This window comes from Paenibacillus sp. sgz302164 (genome assembly GCF_056120505.1).
Genome location: NZ_JBVYOL010000001.1, coordinates 24,619 through 43,550, shown reverse-complemented (window position 1 = coordinate 43,550; position 18,932 = coordinate 24,619). Strand labels below are relative to the sequence as shown.

General features: G+C 52.0%; 15 protein-coding genes. 9 read left to right on the top strand and 6 right to left on the bottom strand.

All coding sequences use genetic code 11. The annotated features are described in order from the left end of the window. The first annotated feature begins 171 nt into the window (after positions 1–171). Genes AC0LWT_RS00170 through AC0LWT_RS00160 form a run of 3 tightly spaced genes read left to right on the top strand, consistent with a single transcriptional unit; the run spans position 172 to position 3,004 of the window. Positions 172–1,230 (top strand): Gfo/Idh/MocA family protein, encoded by a 1,059-nt coding sequence (locus AC0LWT_RS00170; RefSeq protein ID WP_474679205.1) that lies wholly within the window; start codon positions 172–174, stop codon positions 1,228–1,230. Then, complete coding sequence (locus tag AC0LWT_RS00165; RefSeq protein ID WP_474679204.1) at positions 1,227–2,087, top strand: sugar phosphate isomerase/epimerase family protein; 861 nt, start codon at positions 1,227–1,229, stop codon at positions 2,085–2,087. The genes AC0LWT_RS00170 and AC0LWT_RS00165 overlap by 4 nt, the downstream gene beginning before the upstream one ends. A gap of 38 nt (positions 2,088–2,125) precedes the next feature. Further along, a complete protein-coding gene (locus AC0LWT_RS00160; protein ID WP_474679203.1) occupies positions 2,126–3,004 on the top strand; it encodes a sugar phosphate isomerase/epimerase family protein in 879 nt (292 codons plus the stop codon). Positions 3,005–3,070: 66 nt separating this feature from the next. Here the strand turns inward: AC0LWT_RS00160 and AC0LWT_RS00155 are convergent, their stop codons facing one another. Both AC0LWT_RS00155 and AC0LWT_RS00150 read right to left on the bottom strand, forming a co-directional pair. Further along, positions 3,071–5,146, bottom strand: coding sequence for a S9 family peptidase (locus AC0LWT_RS00155; RefSeq protein ID WP_474679202.1), 2,076 nt, complete (start codon positions 5,144–5,146; stop codon positions 3,071–3,073). Further along, complete coding sequence (locus AC0LWT_RS00150) at positions 5,143–5,499, bottom strand: cupin domain-containing protein (protein ID WP_474679201.1); 357 nt, start codon at positions 5,497–5,499, stop codon at positions 5,143–5,145. Before AC0LWT_RS00150 ends, AC0LWT_RS00155 begins: the two co-directional genes overlap by 4 nt. A 454-nt stretch (positions 5,500–5,953) precedes the next feature. Between AC0LWT_RS00150 and AC0LWT_RS00145 the strand changes: the two genes are divergently transcribed. Together AC0LWT_RS00145 and AC0LWT_RS00140 are read left to right on the top strand one after the other, a co-directional pair. Continuing rightward, positions 5,954–8,290, top strand: coding sequence for a tetratricopeptide repeat protein (locus tag AC0LWT_RS00145; protein ID WP_474679200.1), 2,337 nt, complete (start codon positions 5,954–5,956; stop codon positions 8,288–8,290). Positions 8,291–8,301: 11 nt separating this feature from the next. After that, complete coding sequence (locus tag AC0LWT_RS00140; RefSeq protein WP_474679199.1) at positions 8,302–9,576, top strand: MFS transporter; 1,275 nt, start codon at positions 8,302–8,304, stop codon at positions 9,574–9,576. A gap of 56 nt (positions 9,577–9,632) precedes the next feature. Here the strand turns inward: AC0LWT_RS00140 and AC0LWT_RS00135 are convergent, their stop codons facing one another. Continuing rightward, the gene (locus tag AC0LWT_RS00135) at positions 9,633–10,880 is read right to left on the bottom strand and encodes an MFS transporter (protein ID WP_474679198.1); all 1,248 of its coding nucleotides are present in this window, start codon (positions 10,878–10,880) and stop codon (positions 9,633–9,635) included. Positions 10,881–11,148: 268 nt separating this feature from the next. Here AC0LWT_RS00135 and AC0LWT_RS00130 point away from each other — a divergent pair, with 268 nt between their 5' ends. After that, positions 11,149–12,822 (top strand): cellulase family glycosylhydrolase, encoded by a 1,674-nt coding sequence (locus tag AC0LWT_RS00130; protein ID WP_474679197.1) that lies wholly within the window; start codon positions 11,149–11,151, stop codon positions 12,820–12,822. 136 nt (positions 12,823–12,958) lie between these two features. On the opposite strand, the gene AC0LWT_RS00125 is transcribed toward AC0LWT_RS00130, so the two are convergent. The 3 genes from AC0LWT_RS00125 to AC0LWT_RS00115 form a co-directional block, all read right to left on the bottom strand. Next, on the bottom strand, positions 12,959–13,825 hold the full coding sequence (locus tag AC0LWT_RS00125; protein ID WP_474679822.1) for an SDR family oxidoreductase: 867 nt from the start codon (positions 13,823–13,825) through the stop codon (positions 12,959–12,961). 2 nt (positions 13,826–13,827) lie between these two features. Next, the gene (locus tag AC0LWT_RS00120) at positions 13,828–14,331 is read right to left on the bottom strand and encodes a hypothetical protein (protein WP_474679196.1); all 504 of its coding nucleotides are present in this window, start codon (positions 14,329–14,331) and stop codon (positions 13,828–13,830) included. A 90-nt stretch (positions 14,332–14,421) separates the two neighbouring features. Further along, positions 14,422–14,988 (bottom strand): MarR family winged helix-turn-helix transcriptional regulator, encoded by a 567-nt coding sequence (locus tag AC0LWT_RS00115; protein ID WP_474679195.1) that lies wholly within the window; start codon positions 14,986–14,988, stop codon positions 14,422–14,424. Between the two features lie 159 nt (positions 14,989–15,147). Between AC0LWT_RS00115 and AC0LWT_RS00110 the strand changes: the two genes are divergently transcribed. The 3 genes from AC0LWT_RS00110 to AC0LWT_RS00100 are packed head-to-tail and all read left to right on the top strand — an operon-like array spanning position 15,148 to position 18,900. Beyond that, the gene (locus tag AC0LWT_RS00110) at positions 15,148–16,599 is read left to right on the top strand and encodes a spore germination protein (RefSeq protein ID WP_474679194.1); all 1,452 of its coding nucleotides are present in this window, start codon (positions 15,148–15,150) and stop codon (positions 16,597–16,599) included. Between the two features lie 15 nt (positions 16,600–16,614). After that, positions 16,615–17,781: a Ger(x)C family spore germination protein gene (locus AC0LWT_RS00105; protein ID WP_474679193.1), complete on the top strand. Its 1,167-nt coding sequence runs from the start codon at positions 16,615–16,617 to the stop codon at positions 17,779–17,781. A 6-nt stretch (positions 17,782–17,787) separates the two neighbouring features. Beyond that, positions 17,788–18,900 (top strand): GerAB/ArcD/ProY family transporter, encoded by a 1,113-nt coding sequence (locus AC0LWT_RS00100; RefSeq protein ID WP_474679192.1) that lies wholly within the window; start codon positions 17,788–17,790, stop codon positions 18,898–18,900. Positions 18,901–18,932 lie beyond the last annotated feature (32 nt).

Genomic DNA, 18,932 nt, shown 5'->3' with positions numbered 1-18,932 from the left:
AGCTTGATCCCGTAATGCAACTCGTTGCTGTTCACGACGATAAGTCCGCCAGTCCTTAGATAGCACAATCGTGCAAATAAAGAGCATGCTTATTCATGGTCATATACGTCTATCCCATTATAATACGATTTATAGAGCAAATGCTTGGCGAACTAGAGGAGAGTGGCGTGTATGAATCAGATTAACATCGGCATTATTGGCACGGGATCCATTTCGGAGCTTCATTTGAAAGCGTACGCAAGCCATCCCGTCGCAGTCATTGCGGCTATCTGCGATTTGAACGAAGCAAGAGTCCGTGCAGTAGCGGCGGCATACGGCGCGGGGAAAACGTACACGGGCTACCGAGATCTGCTCGCCGATCCGGACATCGATGCCGTCAGTATTTGTACGTGGAACAATACCCATGCGGAAATTTGCATCGCCGCGCTGGAAGCCGGCAAGCACGTTCTCGTGGAAAAGCCGCTTTGCCGCACAGTAGAGGAGGCGCTGCGAATCGAGCAAGCGGTCAAGTCGTCCGGGAAGCTGCTGCAAATCGGCTACGTTCGCAGGTTCGATCCGAACGTCCAAATGCTGCGCCGATTCGTCGATAACGGCGAATTCGGGGATTTGTACTTTGCGAAAGCGTCCACGATTCGCAGGCTCGGCAATCCCGGCGGATGGTTCGCCGACGTCGAACGTTCCGGCGGGGGGCCGCTGATCGATATCGGCGTGCACATCATCGATTTGTGCTGGTATTTGATGGGCAGGCCGAAGGTAAAGACGGTCAGCGCCAATACGTACCGGAAGCTTGGCAACCGGGCGAATGTCCGCAATATGTCTTTTTACAAAGCGGCGGACTACGATGCGTCGAGAAATACGGTCGAAGATCTGGCAAGCGCGCTGATCCGCTTTGAGAACGGCGCATCGCTGGTCGTCGATGTGAGCTTCACCCTGCATGCCAAGCAGAATGAGAATACAGTGAAGCTGTATGGAGATAAGGGCGGCTTCGAAATCGATCCGGAGGTCGTCATCGTAACCGAAAAATACGATACGATGCTGAATGTCCATCCGCAAACGGATCACGCCGGACTCGATATTGAATCGGCTTTTCGGAATGAAATCGATCATTTCCTTACATGCGTTCTGACAGGAACACTGCCGCTTAGCCCGGTGGAAGACGGGGTGGAAATGATGAAAATTTTGTGCGGCATCTACGAGTCCGCGGAGAAAGGCGAGGAAATCCGCTTATGAAAATCGGCGTCAGCACCTACAGCTTTTGGCAGGCTATGCAGACAGGGGAGATGACCGTCGTCGAAGCGATCGATCATATTGCGGCGATGGGCGGGGAGCACGTTGAGATCGTGCCGCTTGGTTTCAGCTTAACGGACAACCCGGACCTCATCGAAGCCATTCGCAAAAAAGCGTCAGAGGCCGGCCTCGACATTTCCAATTACGCCGTCGGCGCCAACTTCGCAGGCTTGGACGAGGCGGCCTACGAGCGGGAAATCGAACGCGTGATGCGGGAAGTCGACATTGCGGCCGCGCTTGGCGCAAAGCGGATGAGGCACGACGTTGCGGCTTCGCCCGACACCTCGATTCGCAGATTCGCCGCGGACTTGCCGCGGCTCGCCGAAGCGTGCCGGCGAATTGCCGATTACGCGGAACCGCTCGGCATTATCACAAGCGTGGAAAACCACGGCTACTACGTTCAGGCCAGCGACAGGGTGCAGGCGCTGCTGCATGAGGTGAACCGCAGCAATTTCCGGACGACGCTCGACATCGGCAATTTCGTTTGCGTGGATGAAGATCCGCTCACTGGGGTTCGCAATAATGCACCTTATGCATCCATGGTTCATGTCAAAGACTTTTACCGCAGACCGGTGACCCATGATCCTGGGGAAGGGTGGTTCAGATCGGCAGGCGGAAATTATTTGCGGGGCGCGATTGCCGGGCACGGAGACCTCGATGTCAGGGGGGCGCTGCAAATCGTGCGCCGTTCCGGCTATGACGGGTACTTATCCGTTGAATTCGAAGGGATGGAGCCTTGCGTACGGGGAACGAAGCTTTCTTTGGACAATGCCAAACGCTTCTGGGAAGAGGCCGAATAATCCGATCCGATATGGATCAATGGAAGGGGAAATGCGAATTGGCGGCAGCGAATCGCAACAAAATCGGCGTCATTGTGGACAGCTTTCGCGTTGGAGTAAAGGAAGGACTGATCAAGGCGCAAAAAATCGGGGCGGACGGGGTGCAAATATACGCTGTGCACGGCGAAATGGATCCGGCGAACCTTTCCGCCGCGGCACGCAAAGAATGGAAATCGTATATCGCATCGCTCGGGCTGGAGATTTCCGCCTTGGTCGGCGACCTTGGAGGGCATGGCTTTCAGGATGAAGCCGCCAACCCGCACAAAATCGAGAAGTCGAAGCGAATTCTCGATCTGGCGGCAGATCTGGGGACGAACGTGGTGACGACGCATATCGGCATTGTGCCGGACGACCCGAACGACCGGGTCTACGAGGCGATGCACCGCGCTTGCGAGGAATTGAGCCGATACGCGACCGGGATGAACGCTTACTTCGCGATCGAAACGGGACCTGAACCGGCTGCATGCCTGAAGCAGTTTCTCGACGGGCTTGGCTCGAAGGGCGTCTCGGTCAATTTCGATCCGGCCAATATGGTCATGGTGACCGGCGACGATCCTGTGCAAGGCGTCTATACGCTCAAGGATTACATCGTTCATACGCATGCCAAGGACGGCATTCGCCTGCGTGAAGTCGATCCCCGCGAAATTTACGGCGCGCTCGGTTATGAGCCGCTTGATCACCAGGCAATCGCCGACATGGCCGAATCGGGAGAAGCGTTTCGAGAAGTGCCGCTCGGCGAAGGAGCCGTGGATTGGACCGGCTATTTGAACGCCCTGCGGGAGATCGGGTATAAGGGCTACCTGACGATCGAGCGGGAAGTCGGCGCAGATCCCGAAGCGGACATCGCTAAGGCCGTTAACTTTTTGAAATCATTCTAAACGGGTCGGCATGCCAGATATCTCCTGATTTTTGCTGTATACGGAAAGTCAGGGGTCTCATCATCGTCAAATCCGGATTGCCTGGTCCACATCCCCCGAGGTGTATGAGATCCAGGCTTTTTCATCGTTCTTCAAATGCTTGTCAAACCAGGCGAGAAGCAGGCGTCGAAGCATCCATTTAGCCCGGGGCCGGCCCCGGATGCCGTGATCCTCCTCGTGAAAAATAATCAAGGAAGCCTCTTTGCCGAGCGCCTTCAAGGCGGTAAACATTTGCTCCGACTCCGTTAGGGGAACAACAGCGTCAAACTCCCCGTGAACGAGCAGCAGCGGCGCGGCGATCCGATCCGCTTGAAAAAGCGGGGAGGATTCGACGTAAAGCGCCGGATTTGTCCACGGAAATGACCGGGGCAAAGCGCTGAGCCCATATTGGTATCCGTAATGGCTGGAGCCCCAATAACTAGCCAAGCTGCCGATCCCTGAAATCGAGCATGCAGCTTTGAAAAGCTTGGAATGCGCAATGCACCGCATCGTTAAAAAGCCGCCGTAGCTGCCCCCATAGAGAGCGACACTAGCAGGGTCTAATTGCGGATGCCGCTGGAGCACAATGCCGATGCTCTCCAGCGTCTCCGGGACGGTGATCGTCCCCCAGTCATTCAGGTGCCGGTCCGCCCGGGTTCGGCCGAATCCTGCGCTTCCGGACGAGTTGATGGCCAGCACGGCATAGCCTTGATTCGCAAGCAGTTGATGCGTGTCTTCATAGGCCATGCAAAGGGGGGCGGCGCCGCCGTACACGTAAACGATTAGCGGCACGGAAGCGGGCGGCGCGCCGTTCCCCTGACGCGGCGTGTACAGCCATGCCCCGCTCGCCGGAATGCCCTCTATCTCAACAGGGGGACACCATGTCAACTCGGATGGAAACATGAAGGGCAGCATTTCCATGAAAATACGCATCCTGGGGCTGTCCGCGGAAAACATGGCGGGAACGAAGGGGACTCCGTCCTCCGAGTGGATGCACAGGCATGTGCCGTTCGAGGAGAAGCTGTGGCAGCGGGAAGAGCCTCTGCCGAGGACGTCCCACAACAGCGTTGTCTCATCGCGAATATGCTGCCGGGCCAGCGCCGTTTTATTGCCGCAGGTGGCAATATAGCAGATTTCCTCTTCGCCCGTCCAATGGATCTCTTGTGTAACCACGCCCATCCCTACGGGGATGCCGGCGCATAGCGGGGCCTCTGCCCCAAGCTGATAAAGGAGAAGATCGTGCTGATCGAGTATATGGATTCGGGTATCGTAGGCGTTTACCCCGAAACCCGTCGGATCGGAATTCTCATGAACGTAATCCTGAAGAGCAAACGGAGAAGTCTCAAGTTCTTTCGTCCGGGCGCCGACATAAGCAAGATACCGCCCGGAAGGCGAAGGGACGGGAGTGCCCATGAAGCTGTGAGGCAGCGGAATACAGTTTCGTCGTTCCTTTGATTCCAAGTCCAATTGGTGCAGTTGAAGCTGAGTATGGACCCGGTTCGCGCAAATTTCTTCTGCAAAATAAAGCGTATCTCTTCGGGGAGAGAGTGCGAGGTGACTGATCTCGTAACAGGGCCCGGCAAGCTTCTCCAAATGGCAGGCATCCGATTCGTTCGAATGCAGGGGCACGTGCTGGAGAACTCTCCGCTTGCGCCACCAGGACCATCGTTGGGGGATGCTTGCGATATGCCAATAATCGCTGAACTCCTCTTCGGACTCGGAACAGGGCTCGTCGCATACGACGTAAAATCCTTTTCCGTCCTTGTCCCAAACTAACCAAGCCGCGCCGTTCAGCTTATGGGTCAAGGTTTGGACAGAACCGTCCCGCAGCGTCATAACGGAGATTGCATCGTGATCGCCTTCATTCGACGCGCCGAGGAAAGCAAGGAAGCTTCCGTCCGGGGAAAAGCGCGGGCATCGAACGCCGGCCGATTCTATCGACCACAGACGGTTCAATGAATCTTCCCGGCACGCGCATACATGCAGCCCGGAAATAAACTGATCGGTTCCAAGATCCCCGCGGCTGCTGATCAAGGCGGCATGTTTGCCGTCCGGAGAAAGCATCGCTTCCTTGAATTCGGTGCTTTCCGCCAATCTCCGTAGCTCTGCAACCCCGATTTTCATTCGTTCAACTCCTCATGAAATAAAGTCCCGGAGTCGGTATGTTCAAAACACAAGTTGACTGTGCGCACCAGCGAACGGGTGCGGTGAATAGTTCCGGCAGGAATCGTAACGAAATCATTCGGCTGCAGAATAATCGGGTCCTGCCCCGAAATCTCGATAATAAGCTCGCCTTCAACCACGAGAAACAATTCGTCCGAGTCCGGATGAGAATGCCAAGGATAGTCGCCTGTGAACACGGCAAGCCGCAGACAGCTTTCATTGATATGCCCCACAATAAAATTTCGGTAATTCTCGGAAATTGCCTGATGCAGAGCAGTCAGATTCTGCTTTTGAAGCCTAGTCTCCAAACTCATAACCTACCTCCCAATAGTAATAGGCATTAATGATTTCTGATAAATGTAATGAAATATAACGCGAAATACACTTAATATTGTAAAATATTCCTGTTTATGATGCAATGAAATTATATGAGCAAAGTAATTGCATATGAATCTTAATTTTAATGTGAGAAATTTTAACAAAATTGCGTCAGGTATATTGTAAAAAAGTCCCAAGCGTGATATGCTTGTTTCAGATGGGCATTGTAGTATATTATGTAATTTTTATACTATTGATTTAACGTGTCCATACATTTACTTGGAAGCGAGGTGTGGAAAATGATTAAAAAAACTTCCAAGAAATCCAGCACAATTCGGACAACAACGCCTTACATCGCGAACTAATTGCAGTGAAAAGAGAGACCTAAAGCTTGACTTTAGGTCTCTTCTTTTCATTGACGCTAATCCATTCTCAGGGAGGTATGTTATAATGATCCATACAGCTATGAGAGTCAGGCTTGAAATATTTCCGCAATTGGACCAGGCCTGGAGCCGGCTGCTTGAAGGAAACCGTCTCTTTATTTCCGTTTATGGAGAATCCGGCATCGGCAAAAGAGATACGGTACAGGCTTGGGCAAATAAGAAACTAGCGGATGAGTCCGTCCTTTTATCGAACGGAGGTCAATTAACGCACGGATATTTTGCCGCATTATATCCGCTTCTCCGGACGGTATTGCGTGACGCGTCGGAAACGAAACCTGAACTCATTCATCGTCATGAGCAATCTTTGAAGCGGTTGTTTCCTTTTCTGCCTTCCGATTATTTCAAGTATCCGAAGGATTTGACGAACCTGGCTCCCCAAGAGGAGCGCACCCGCTTTTATCATCATGAATATCAAGAGAAGCTGCTTCACGGTGTGTATGAATTTCTACTCGATTACTGTCAGACTCTGAACCGCCGGTTTATGCTTATTGTCGATCAGGGTCATGACGTTTCACAGACCGTAAAATCTTTTTTGCGCATTCTGATGCGCCGCCGCAAGCTCGCCGCTTCCCTGCGGGTTATCCTGCTGTGCGACCGTCCTTTGGATCAGGATATTGAGGAAGCCTGCGCCATGACAGAGATAAATCGGATGAGCCGCGGGGAATTCGAGGCGTTTCTTTCATCCGTCCCTCAGACAATCAAGGTGTCTCCCAGACAAGCCGATCAACTCTACGCGTTGTCGGGCGGTAATCCTTCCAAGCTGCATTCCTTGCTGGACGGAGCCGCGGTCGGCCTGGAGGCAAATCCGTATCTCTCATTCGACACCTACCTGGATTTTTATTTGAATCTGAAGGGGGAGAAGTTTCGTTCCGCTTTATTGCAGACCTATATCGAAGACCACTGCGTCTCGGACGACCCCGCGGCGGTTCGGAACTACGAGACGTTCCATCCGCAAATCCGCGCCAAATACCACAGAGAACAAATCATGAAGCTGAACGCTGCGGGCGGCGGCGAATCGCTTTTACATCCGGTTCATTGCCTGGCGCTGGAGACGCAGACCGAACAATTGGAGGCGCTCGCCCCGGTCTCGATCAAATTGCAGGAAATCGGCCTGTACGATACCTGGTTCGAAATGTTTTCGCCCTATTACACTTCTTCTCACTTGCGAATTCTACCGGACGGCGAACAACCGCACAACGCGGTGTTTATCCGCATGTCGTTCATTTTGTATTCGCTCGGCTTGGCGCGGCTCTCGATTCCATACTTGGAATTTTTCTACCAGCAATTTCCGGAAAGCCACTCCGTCCCTATGATTTTGTATTCTCAGAGCATGACCTACGGACGCTATCAAATTCCCGTCGATTTGCCCAGAGCTGAACATTACGCGCTGCTTAATTTAGAGAAAATCGACAGTCTGTTTCACAATCATCCCAAGTACGATTACATAAAGGTTTTTGCGGAAAATGCGCTCGCCTACATCCGTGCCCGGCAGGGCCGTCTGGAAGAAGCGATTGAGCTATGCACGCGAGGTCTCGAAAGAATGGAGCAAATTTACGGCAATGAACGTTACGCGCTGCATCAATCGATCCTCGTTTACAATACGGGACAGGTATACGAGATCATCGGCGATTTCCCGAAAGCTTACGAGACTTACAAGCAAGCGATCGCGCTCGATCCAAATTACGGCGAATATTATAACGATATGGCTAACCTGCTGAAAAAATACGATCGCGACGAAGAAGCGCTCTCCTACTACAACCAGGCGATAGCTTTATGCCCTCCCTATTACGAGGCGCATATCAACCGGGCCGATTTGTATGACAAATTGGGAGAAAGCGAGCTGGCGGAAGCGGATTACCTTCGCGCTCTGGAACTCAAATCGGATGCTGTTCCCGCATTTGTAGGGCTCGGCTTGATCTACTACAACGCGGCCCGGTACGAAGAATCGCTGGAGATGCTGAACATGGCCGTCTATTATCAGCCTAAAGAGGCTCAAGCGTATAACAACCGTTCTCTGGTATATCAGGAATTGGATCAGTTGGATAATGCCCGACAGGATCATGACATGGCCATCTCCTGCAATCCGAAGCTGAGCGAAGCTTACAATAATCGGGCTGTCTTTTATTTTCAAAACGGCCTGTACGAGGAGTGTCTGAACGATTTGCGCCAAGCGATCGATCTTCAGCCTGATCCGGAATATTACATCAATCTCGGCCTGCTGTATCGCCGGTTAGGGCGGACAGATGAGGCGCTGCGCCAATTGCAAGCGGCCAAACAAAGCTTCGGAGCATCGGAGCAGCTGGACACATTACTGACAGAATTGGAAGATGAAGTTGCTTCCTGAGGAGGATATACATGGAAAGCTCACAGCCTGCTGCGCCGGAATCCCATCTTCGGCTCCGATCGCTATGGCCGCTGTTCATCGCTTATGCCGTCAGCCAGCTAGGCAATTGGATGTTCCGGGCAGGGGCGGTATATGACATATTCGATAAACAAGGCGGGGCGGGGACACTGCTCGGATGGACGATCTTATGCGTATACTTGCCCATATTGGCGGGCGGAAAATGGCTGGCGCCTTTAGCGGATAAATATAACAGCCTCTTTATCCTGATTCTGCTGGACCTGTTATGTTTGTTTCTATTGATTCCGATTATGATTTGGTCGGACATGAGCCGTCTATCGAATGTTATTCTGGCGTTGATTGTCATCGTCGGATTGAGCTTGGCGACTCCGCTTTTTACATCGGCCCAGTCCAGCATCATCAGGAAAAACGTCGCACCTGAACAGGTAGCCTCGGCAATGTCGGTGCTATCCAATATCAGTTGGGCGACCAACGTGCTTGGAGCCATGTGCGGTTCCTTGCTTCTGCTTGTTTTAAACTTCAGGAGCATTATCATAATCGATTTGGCTACCTTTGCCATTTCGGTTTTGATCCTGTTTGTCTTTATGAGGCGAACGGCATTCTTATCCGCGGCTCCGCAGGCCAGACAAATTTCCGCATTTGCGCCGGATGCGTCCAAGGTAAAGTGGGTGCTCCTGCTATCCATATTTTTTCTTAATTTGGGAGCCGGTGTGATCAACATGTTTCCGGCAGTTGCGGCTCGAGACATTTACCATACCGATCAAATCGGGCTCAGTTATTTTTATTTGGGCAACGGAATAGGCGGATTTCTCGGTACTTTGCTGATTCCCGGATTGCGCAAAAGCGCAGCCGACGTTCCGTTGATGGCTGTGTCCAGCCTGCTGGTCGGCATATTTTTGCTGGCGATGGGATGGTTTCCCGGCGCGTTGTTTTCCGTTGCGGCCAGTTCCCTGATGCTGCTGTGCGGACAAGTGTTTGGAGTCGTCGCACATTCATATTTGCTGACTTCGCATGCCCCGGAGCAAGCGGGACGGACTTCCGGGCTCTTTATGTTTGCGACGTTTCTGGGAGTAGCTGTGAATGCCGGTTTGTTTTCGCTCCTGTTCGCGGAAGTGAAGGGCAGCGTCTTTTCCGCTTTTTTGCAATTTTGCGGCGTATGCAGCCTGATCGCGTTTGCGATGCTGGCCGCGCATGAGTACCGCAAAGGGCACAAGCTGAAATATGCCCGGGATTCGCGGACGGAATCGTCAGGCAAAGGAATACGATGAAGCTTGCCAAGGGCTGTTCCTTAAGCGGTCGCCGCTGCTTTTGGAATAGCCTTTGCTTATAGTTCCGCAGACTGCTTTTCCGAAGACGTTATGTTCCTGTCTTGTTCTCGCTCGCCTACGGGCTTCGCGGCTTGGGACAATAATCCTGCGACGGTTACGCCGACAAGCACGACGATCAACGCCTGCAGCAATCCGACGGATTTGCCGATTACGCCCAAAAGAGGCGGTCCTACGAGGAAAGCAAGATAACCGGCCGTCGAGACCGCCCCTACTCTGGCAGCAACCCCGCGGGGATCGTCGCCTGCGGCAGACAGGCCCACAGGAAATCCGAATGCGGCGCCGAATCCCCACAATACGACGCCAATCGAAGCGATCATATAAGCCGGACTGAATATGACAATGAGCAAACCGGCAACGGCAGACACCGCGGAAGCCCTTAATATGGCGACTCTGCCGAATTTGTCCAGCAGTATGCCGCCTGCTGCGCGGCTGATCGTCATCGCGGCTACAAATAGGCCGTATACGAACGATCCCGTTGCCGGCGTGACCTGATAGCCGTCCACCATGATCAAAGGCAGCCAATCGTTCGCGGATCCTTCGGCAAAAGCCATTCCCAAAACAATGATGCCGATCAGAATTGTCCGCGGTTCTTTCCATACGGCCAAGCGATCCATCGCGGTCATCGGCGGTTTGTCCGCATCGCCCGTGCGATCCTGGCCCGTTCCGGAAGGAACGAATCGATATATATAAATAATTGACACCAATACGATGATCGCCGCAAGCATCAAATGAACAAGCACCGGGATATTAGCCCTGGCTGCAGCCGATCCGGCGATTGCGCCGATCAGGTTGCCTACGCTGAAAGCTGCATGAAAGCCCGTCAAAAGCGTCTTTTTGGCGGCACGCTCCACCGCCGTTCCTTCTACATTCATGGCTACGTCACAGATGCCGTTCCCAAAACCAAAAACAGCCAGCCCGATGAACACAACGATCCCGTACGGCAGCCACGAAGCGCCTGCTCCTACGATTAGGAGCCCTATTGTTGTAACGATTAATCCGGCCACCATGACAAAACGCCCGCCCCTGCTTGCAATGAGGTGACTGGCGCAGAGCAGCCCGATAATGGAACCTACGGCCAATCCGAAAATAATCCAGCCCATCTCATCCGTTGCGGCGCCCAATGTATCCCGTATAGCGGGTGTGCGCGATACCCAGGATGCAATTGCAAAGCCGGGCAGAGCAAAAATAAAATAAATCGCAATACGCCATAATTGAATTTGCCGGACACTAAGCAGCTTTTCCATGTGAAACTCCTTTGTACGATTAGTCGTGCCATCAAACTTATTAAAGATCTTTAATAATTACGAACATAACACACAAAACACTGGAAATCAATTAAAATAATCAATTTTTAAATGAGAAAATAGTTAATTATTGGGGTATTTTTACAAAACAAGTACTGGTAAAATTTTTTGTAAACGCTATCATAATAGTGGCGTTGAACTTGACCGGCGAAGGAGGGATGGTTCGGAAAGCGGCTGTTCACATTTTATAAGCAAAGGAGAGTATGTCATGTACACAAAAAAATCATTTTTATCAGCGATGATGGCCTTTTTCTTGTTGTTTGGTCTCTTTTCATTCACCGCTTCGGCCAGTGCCGCACCAACGAACATTCAGACCTATGTCAGTGCAATGCAGCCAGGGTGGAATTTAGGCAATTCGTTCGACGCGACAGGCGCTGACGAAACGTCTTGGGGCAACCCGGTCGTAACCAAAGCGTTTATTCAAAAGATTGCTGCCCAAGGCTTCAAAAGCATCCGGATTCCGGTAACCTGGAAGCAGCACACAGGTCCGGCTCCGACTTATACGGTCGATCCGGCGTGGATAAGCCGGGTTCAGCAAATTGTCGACTGGTCGCTGGAATCGGGTTTGTACGTCATGATCAACATGCACCACGACTCGTGGCAATGGGTCAATACGATGGGGGCGAATCATGACCAAGTGCTGGCCGAATATAAGGCTATTTGGACTCAAATCGCCAACAATTTTAAAAATCATTCCAATAAACTGATGTTCGAGAGCATCAACGAACCGAAGTTCGATGTGGATACGTCGACGCAAATTACGCTGCTCAATGAGCTGAATACGGCCTTCTTCCAAGTTGTCAGAGGTACCGGTGGCGGGAATGCCGTTCGTCCGCTTGTTCTTCCTACGTTGTCGACAAATGCCGGACAGCAGTATTTGGATGCTCTGCACAGCACGATCGTCAATCTGAACGACCCCAATTTAATTACCACCATCCATTATTACGGGTTTTGGCCGTTCAGCGTGAACATTGCGGGCTATACGAAATTTGATTCCACTTCGATCAACGATATCCAGACATCGATTGACGCCGCCTATAATACGTTTGTGGCAAAGGGGATTCCGGTTATCCTCGGGGAATACGGGTTGCTCGGCTTTGACAGCAGCCTGGATGCGGTCGAGCACGGCGAGATGCTGAAGTTTTTTGATTACCTGCTGCAATATGCGAGAACGAAGAACGTCACCCATATGCTCTGGGATAACGGCCAGCATTTTAAGCGCACCGCATACACGTGGAGCGATCCGGACCTATACAATGTAATCAAGCAAAGTTGGACGGGACGTTCGTCCGCCGCGGATACCGATCTGATTTTCTTGAAGAACGGTGCGACCGCCCAGGACGCTGCGCTCAATCTAAATTTGAACGGCAATAGCTTCGTCTCACTTAAGAACGGCAGCACTACATTAAAAGCCGGCAAAGACTACACGATAAACGGCAGCGTGTTGACCGTCAAAGCAAGCTATCTCTCCAAGTACGCTTCCGGCGCTTTCGGCGAGAAAGCGGTATTGTCGGCCCAATTTAATTCGGGCCCGGCCTGGAAAATCCATGTGCGCTACCATAGCGCGCCGACTCTGAGCGCCGTTTCGGGCACGACCGGCAGCTTTGCGATTCCGGCGTCCTTCAACGGCGACCTTCTTGCCACCATGGAGGCCGTATACGCCACCGGAGGCAACGCCGGTCCGCAAAACTGGACTTCGTATAAGCAGTTTGCTTACGCATTCGCCCCCAATTATACGAATAACAATATTACGCTTACGCCGAACTTCTTCGCTGAAACGAATGACGGAACGATAAAACTGACGCTTCACTTTTGGAGCGGACAAATCGTCCAATATACAATTACGAAGAGCGGTACGACGGTTACAGGCACTGCTTCATAAAAGCCTGTCCGCAACCGGGAGGCTTGGAAGCGGGCGCGCAGGAACTGCTGCCAATCTGTCTCTTGCGCGCAACAACAAAAACGGAGCCACGCGGATATGCGGGCTCCGTTTTTTTTATCGAATGCTCGTGATTCCGCTATTGAAATCGTTCTGCATGCTCACGCAGAAACTCATCCAAGGTGCGGGGGGCTTTGCCGAGCAAACGGGCTACCGTGTCCGTAGGCTTTTCCGGGATGGCTATGGACATCGTCTGAATTTCCACGACATGATCCGCAAGCCAAGGTGGCATGTGTCCGTACTGGATGAGATCGCGTCGCAGCGCTTCGGGATCCATATTGATATAACGGACGGTTCGTCCCAGCAGGACGGAAAGTTTAGCTGCAATCTGCGGGTAGCTGAAAAGCTCGGAACCTGTCAATGTGTACACCTGGCCGGCCAGCTCGGGGCGGATCAATGTTTGAACGGCAACTTCCGCGATATCCCGGCAATCGATAAAATTGCAGGAAGTATCGCCCATGGAGCCGTAAAATACGTGTTGAGCGGCGATGGATGGCGCATGGCGCAGCAAGTTTTGCATAAACGCATATGGGCGCAAGGCGGTACAAGCGATGCCGGATTTAAATAGGAAGTGTTCGGCTTCTTGATGCCATTTGGCGACTGTCACCGGAGATTTAGGATCGAAGGCTGGACTGGATATTTTGACGATATGTTCAATTCCGGCTTGAACGGCGGCGCGGATGACCGCTGTTTCCAGCTCAACCTGCTTTGGACTGTTGGACATGGCGAGGAAAAGTTGGTTGGCTCCGGCAAATGCGCGGCGCAGTGATTCGGGATCGGAAGCGTCGGCAGATGCGATTTCAAGCGTTGTTCGGTTTATTGCGCCATGCCGGGCAAGCAATTTTTCAGGCTCTCTGCTCAGTGCGCGGGCGGGCATGCCCAAGTCCGCCAACCGTTTTAAAACCTCGCTGCCAATTGTTCCTGTTGCTCCAATAATAACAATCATCATCAATCTTCTCCTTGGAATAAATTTCTTTTGTTCAAAATGAGACGCCATCGCCATGTTACGATCGTGCTTGCGATCGCCCCGGACAAAGCGAAATCGCTCCACACCCGGCCGAACCAGGCCAATTGATCGAACGGCAGCGTCATTGCCAGTAACTCGGTTGTTACCCACGCGAGGATAAGGCCCAGCGCGACCCCGATTCCTGTGAAAAATCCCGTCACCACCAAAGGATTTGCGCCGCCAACCCATTGGTTGCGGATCCCCCGGATCTGCAGCCAGAGACCAATCATGCAGGCGATCAAGGCTGATGCTCCACCGATCGTAGTCATTGCCGCGATGAGAAGATCCCGGTCGCCGATAACCATGCCTCCAATGCCTGCCATGATGGCAGGGGAAGCATAAGAAGTAATAACTTCACGCCACAGCACAAACGGCATCGAACTGGAACCCGTTGTCTTGGTCACGCAAGCGAGCTGTGTTTTGTCCGCAATGATCCTTTTGCTCATCCATGTCCCTCCAATAGTTAGCAGCATCTATCCCATATAATTAGGAGCCTAACTATATGAGGGATAAAACGGGCCGGTTTTTCCAGCCCGTCACACCCGTTTCCTGTTTGTTTCTTTTCCTCCGCTTGATATGTCCGCCAACGCTGAGATACCTTGCGTCACTCGGTCAAGCAGTTCGAGAAAGACGCTTCGTTCCTCAATGCTGAGCAAGCTGACCATGGCTTCCAGCCATGCAAAATGCTCCGGAGCCATATCACGCAGCTTTTTTGCACCTTGTTCCGTTAACACGACCGATCTCTGACGTCCGTCCTCTGAACTGCTCCGGCGGGAGACCAGACCATCCCGGTCAAGAATGTCGATAAGACCGGTGACAGTAGCCCGCGTCACGCCCAGATGCTCCGCCAATTGCGAGGGCAGCTCTTCGCCCCCGTTATCTTCCAGGTCGGCTAATAAACGATACCGCCCGGTCGATAAACCGAATCTGGAGAAATGAATTTCCGACGCGTGTCCAAGCTTGGCTCCGGCGGCCATCAGCCTGGCCGCGACGAGCACGGCTTGCGCGTCAACGTCAAGGTTGTAGCGCTCAATCTGGCGTTTGGATTGCAGAAGCGAAGGAATGGCGTCGTTGATTGAGGGAAATTTATTTTCGTTGTCCATGGATATAGTATGGTACCTAACTAATTTAGTGTCAACATTTTTTTGTTGTTCCGGTAGGAAGAGCGGAAGAACGCTGGCCCGATTTAAATTTTTTGTCGTATATTGGCATGGCTTTCGAGAATAATAGGAAGAATACGGATTATCGGGGAGGGCCCCCAGGTGCAGCAGGATATGTACAGCAGGCAGCTTCAAGAGAAAATCGAATTTTTCCGCAAAGAAATGGGTTACAGCTCCGATCTATCCGTACGGGAATGCATAATCGGGGGAAATGAGGTCCCTGCCGCCGTGATCTGGATCAGCGGAATGGTCAACGCGCAATTGCTTAATGAGAACGTTATGGCTCCGCTGCTCCACCAGACGCCGGAAGCCGGCTTGTTCGAATCTGCGGAAGAGCTGTACGAGTGGCTTAGCAACTCCATTATTTCGGCGGTCGTATCTTATGAAGATTCGTTAGAGCAGGCGGTATCCATGCTGCTTTCAGGGCAGACGATCGTGCTTGCGGAAGGTTTCTCGGGCATTGTCACCGTAGGGACGCAAGGTTACGAAATAAGAAATATTGAAGAGCCGGCATCCACGGTCGTTGTACGCGGCCCGCGGGACGGATTTGTAGAATCGCTTGAGGTCAATGTTTCCCTCATCCGCAGACGGATTAAGAACAAGAAGCTGCGCGTCGAGTCATTGATGATCGGAACGGCCACGCATACCTCGGTTGCCATGGTTTTTTTGCAAGATCGGGCGCCGGATACGATGATTGGCGAAGTGCGCGAGCGTTTGAGTCAGATCGACATTGATGCCGTGCTGGAGTCGCAATATATTGAAGAAGTGATCAGAGATAATCCGGCCTCGTTTTTTCCGACCGTCTTCAGCACAGAACGCCCGGATGACGTGGCAGGGGGGATTCTCGACGGCCGGGTGGCGATCATCGTAGACGGCACTCCGTTTGTGCTGCTTGTGCCCTGTACTTTTTTCCATTTGATGAAATTTTCGGAGGATTATTACCAATCCTATGCAGTGTCGACCTTCATACGCTGGCTTCGCTTTATCGGATTTTTCATTACCTTGCTGTTTCCGTCGGTTTATGTTGGGGTGCTTATGTTTCATCCCGAAATAGTTCCACCGCAGCTATTGAGCAGCATCCTGTCCTCGCGCGAAGGCGTGCCGTTTCCCCTGTTGGTCGAAGCGCTGCTGATGGAATTAACCTTCGAGGGATTGCGTGAGGCGGGTGTTCGCATGCCACGCGCCATCGGCAGCGCAATCAGCATTGTCGGGGCGCTCGTGATCGGCGATTCGGCGGTAAAAGCGGGAATCATATCTTCGCCGACGATCATCGTCGTCGCGGGAACCGCCATAGCGTCTTTTACCATTCCGTCAGTCGAATTGTCCGGGGCTGTGCGCTTGCTGCGGTTTTTTATGTTAATTTGCGCTTCGCTGCTTGGATTGTACGGCGTTTTTATCGGGTTGCTCTTGCTTGGCATCCATTTGACAACTATGCGCTCTTTCGGGATGTCGTATTTGGCGCCGCTTGCGCCTTATTCGCGGGATGAGGCTGTGAAAGCCGTAACAAGGGTTCCACGATGGGCATTTTGGTCAAAAATGAGAGGACATCGATGATTGGCGGGATCGCAAGTGAAAAAACGGACGACGTTCGCAGACTTTATAAAAATAGCCGCTCTTGCCTGTCTGCCGCTGCTTGTCAGCGGCTGCTGGAGCCAGAACAATTTCGATCAGATCACTGTTGTTTCCGCGATCGGCTTGGATGCGGCTCCGAACGGCCAGGTTGAAGTCACCGTCCAATTGGTCAACCCTAAGCTGCCTGTGGCGGCGGGGGGAACCGAGCAGCGGCGGCCGTTTGCCATGTATTCGGCTGTCGGGGATACGATTTACGAGGCGCTGGATCAAATTCGCAAAGAAGCGAAAAAAAACGTTTTTATGGCCCAGACGAGAATCGTGCTGATCGGCGAGAAGCTGGCCAGACGGGGGATCGAGGATTATATGGATTTGTTTTGGCGCGACAGCCATCAAAATATGAGCAGTTGGGTGCTGATTTCCAAACAAACCGCCCGTCATACGCTGCAAACATCCAAGGAATTGGAGGACGTTCCGGCTGACGAGTGGGGCAGATATTTCAAACGGCGGAATCGGGCATCTTCATCGGCGATGGAGATGTACAGATTCCTGCCCCGTCTGGAGCAAGTGGGCTACCAGGCGACATCGGCAGGTATATCGGTGGCGCCGGACCCTGACGGACAGTCGACGATGATGATCGGCAAAACGGCTGTATTCAAGGGAGACAAGCTTGCAGGGTGGCTGATGGATGACGAATCGCTGATCGTTTCCTGGCTGCAAAGCAAAATAAGGGACGGCATGTTCGAAATCAAGCTGCCCGACGGGGAGGCCAAAATCGTCGCTTTCGATCTAAACCGGATTCGGGTTCAGGTTACTCCAGTTCTCTCCGCCGACAAGGTGGCGATGCGCATTCGTGTTAAAGCCGATGCCGATCTCAAAATGTCGGAGAAAAAAATAAATTTGGCGGATATCCGGACCTACGCGATGCTTGAGACGGAACTATCGGAACAAATGAAGCGGTCCTTCGAACAAACCATAAGCAAAGTAAATCGAACTTTTAACAGCGATATCATCGGGTTCGGCGAAGCGCTTCATCGGAAATATCCGCGGCAGTGGAACAAGATGCAGAACGACTGGAACACGCAGCTTGCCAATCTGGATGTGCAGGTAAGCGTATCGGTCAGCATTATCAAGTCCGGCATGAAAAAAGATGTGCTAAGGAAGTGAATCTGTGTGCAACGAATCCAATTGTCGGGCGGCCAGTTTTTCTTTATCATCTTTGTTTCGATTACTTCGCTCACCTATTTTTCTCTCCCCACACAGCTTATTGCGCTTGCGAAACAAGATGTATGGCTATCGATGGTCATAGGAACGTTAATTGATATTTATGTTGCCTACATTCTTTTTTGGTTGGGACGGAGATACCCCGATCAATCGCTTATCCAGTACAGCGGCACTATACTTGGAAGGATTGGGTGGCTGATCGGGTTCATTTTTGTCCTGTTCTTTTTCGTAGTGATCGTATCGGCCATGTGGTTGTTTTGTAAATTTTTGTCATCCTCCTTTATGTCGGATACACCGGGAATCATCTTCTCGGCGACGATGACGCTGGCCGCGGGACTGGCTGCTTATTGCGGCTTGGAATCGATCGCAAGAATGGCGCAAATTATCGCGATCCTCATTTTGCTCGTTACGGTCGCTCTGTTCCTGCTCTCTATTCCCGAGATGGATCTGCATAATTTGCTGCCCCAATTCGAAAATGGACTCGGACCGGCTGTGAAGGGGGCCGTTTACCCAGGGAGCTGGTTTGGCATATGTATAATGATGGGCCTATTAATGCCGCATCTCGCGACCCCGGAGCAGACATTTCGCATGAAAGCTTCTGCGGTTATTCTCGGTTCGTTCATTATGACGCTTATGCTGCTGTATTCCATAGCGGTACTTGGGTCTTACATGGCAACCCATGTGGATTTTCCGACTTACGTGTATACCCGGGTGATCCATTTGGCTTTTTTGGAGCGTTTTGATATTTTGTTGATGCTGATATATATTTCCGGAACCTTTATTACGTTTTCGACGCTGTATTACGTTTTGTCGGAAGGGGCCGCTCAATTGTTCGGAACTCGAACGCACCGCAGCTGGGTGCTTGGTTTTGCCATTTTTTTTGTGGCTAGCCCGCTGATTCCTTTTAGCAGCAATTCCTCGTTTTCTTTTCTGTACTTTAACAATTGGTTTCCGGTATGCAGTTTGGCGATTGAGGGAGGATTAACGACGATTCTTTTCGTTACCGCCTGGGTAAAAAGCAAATATAGAACAAGAAAGGAAGCAACTTCTGATGAACATTAAGGAAATATGTTTAGGCACGAAGCAGCTCGAAG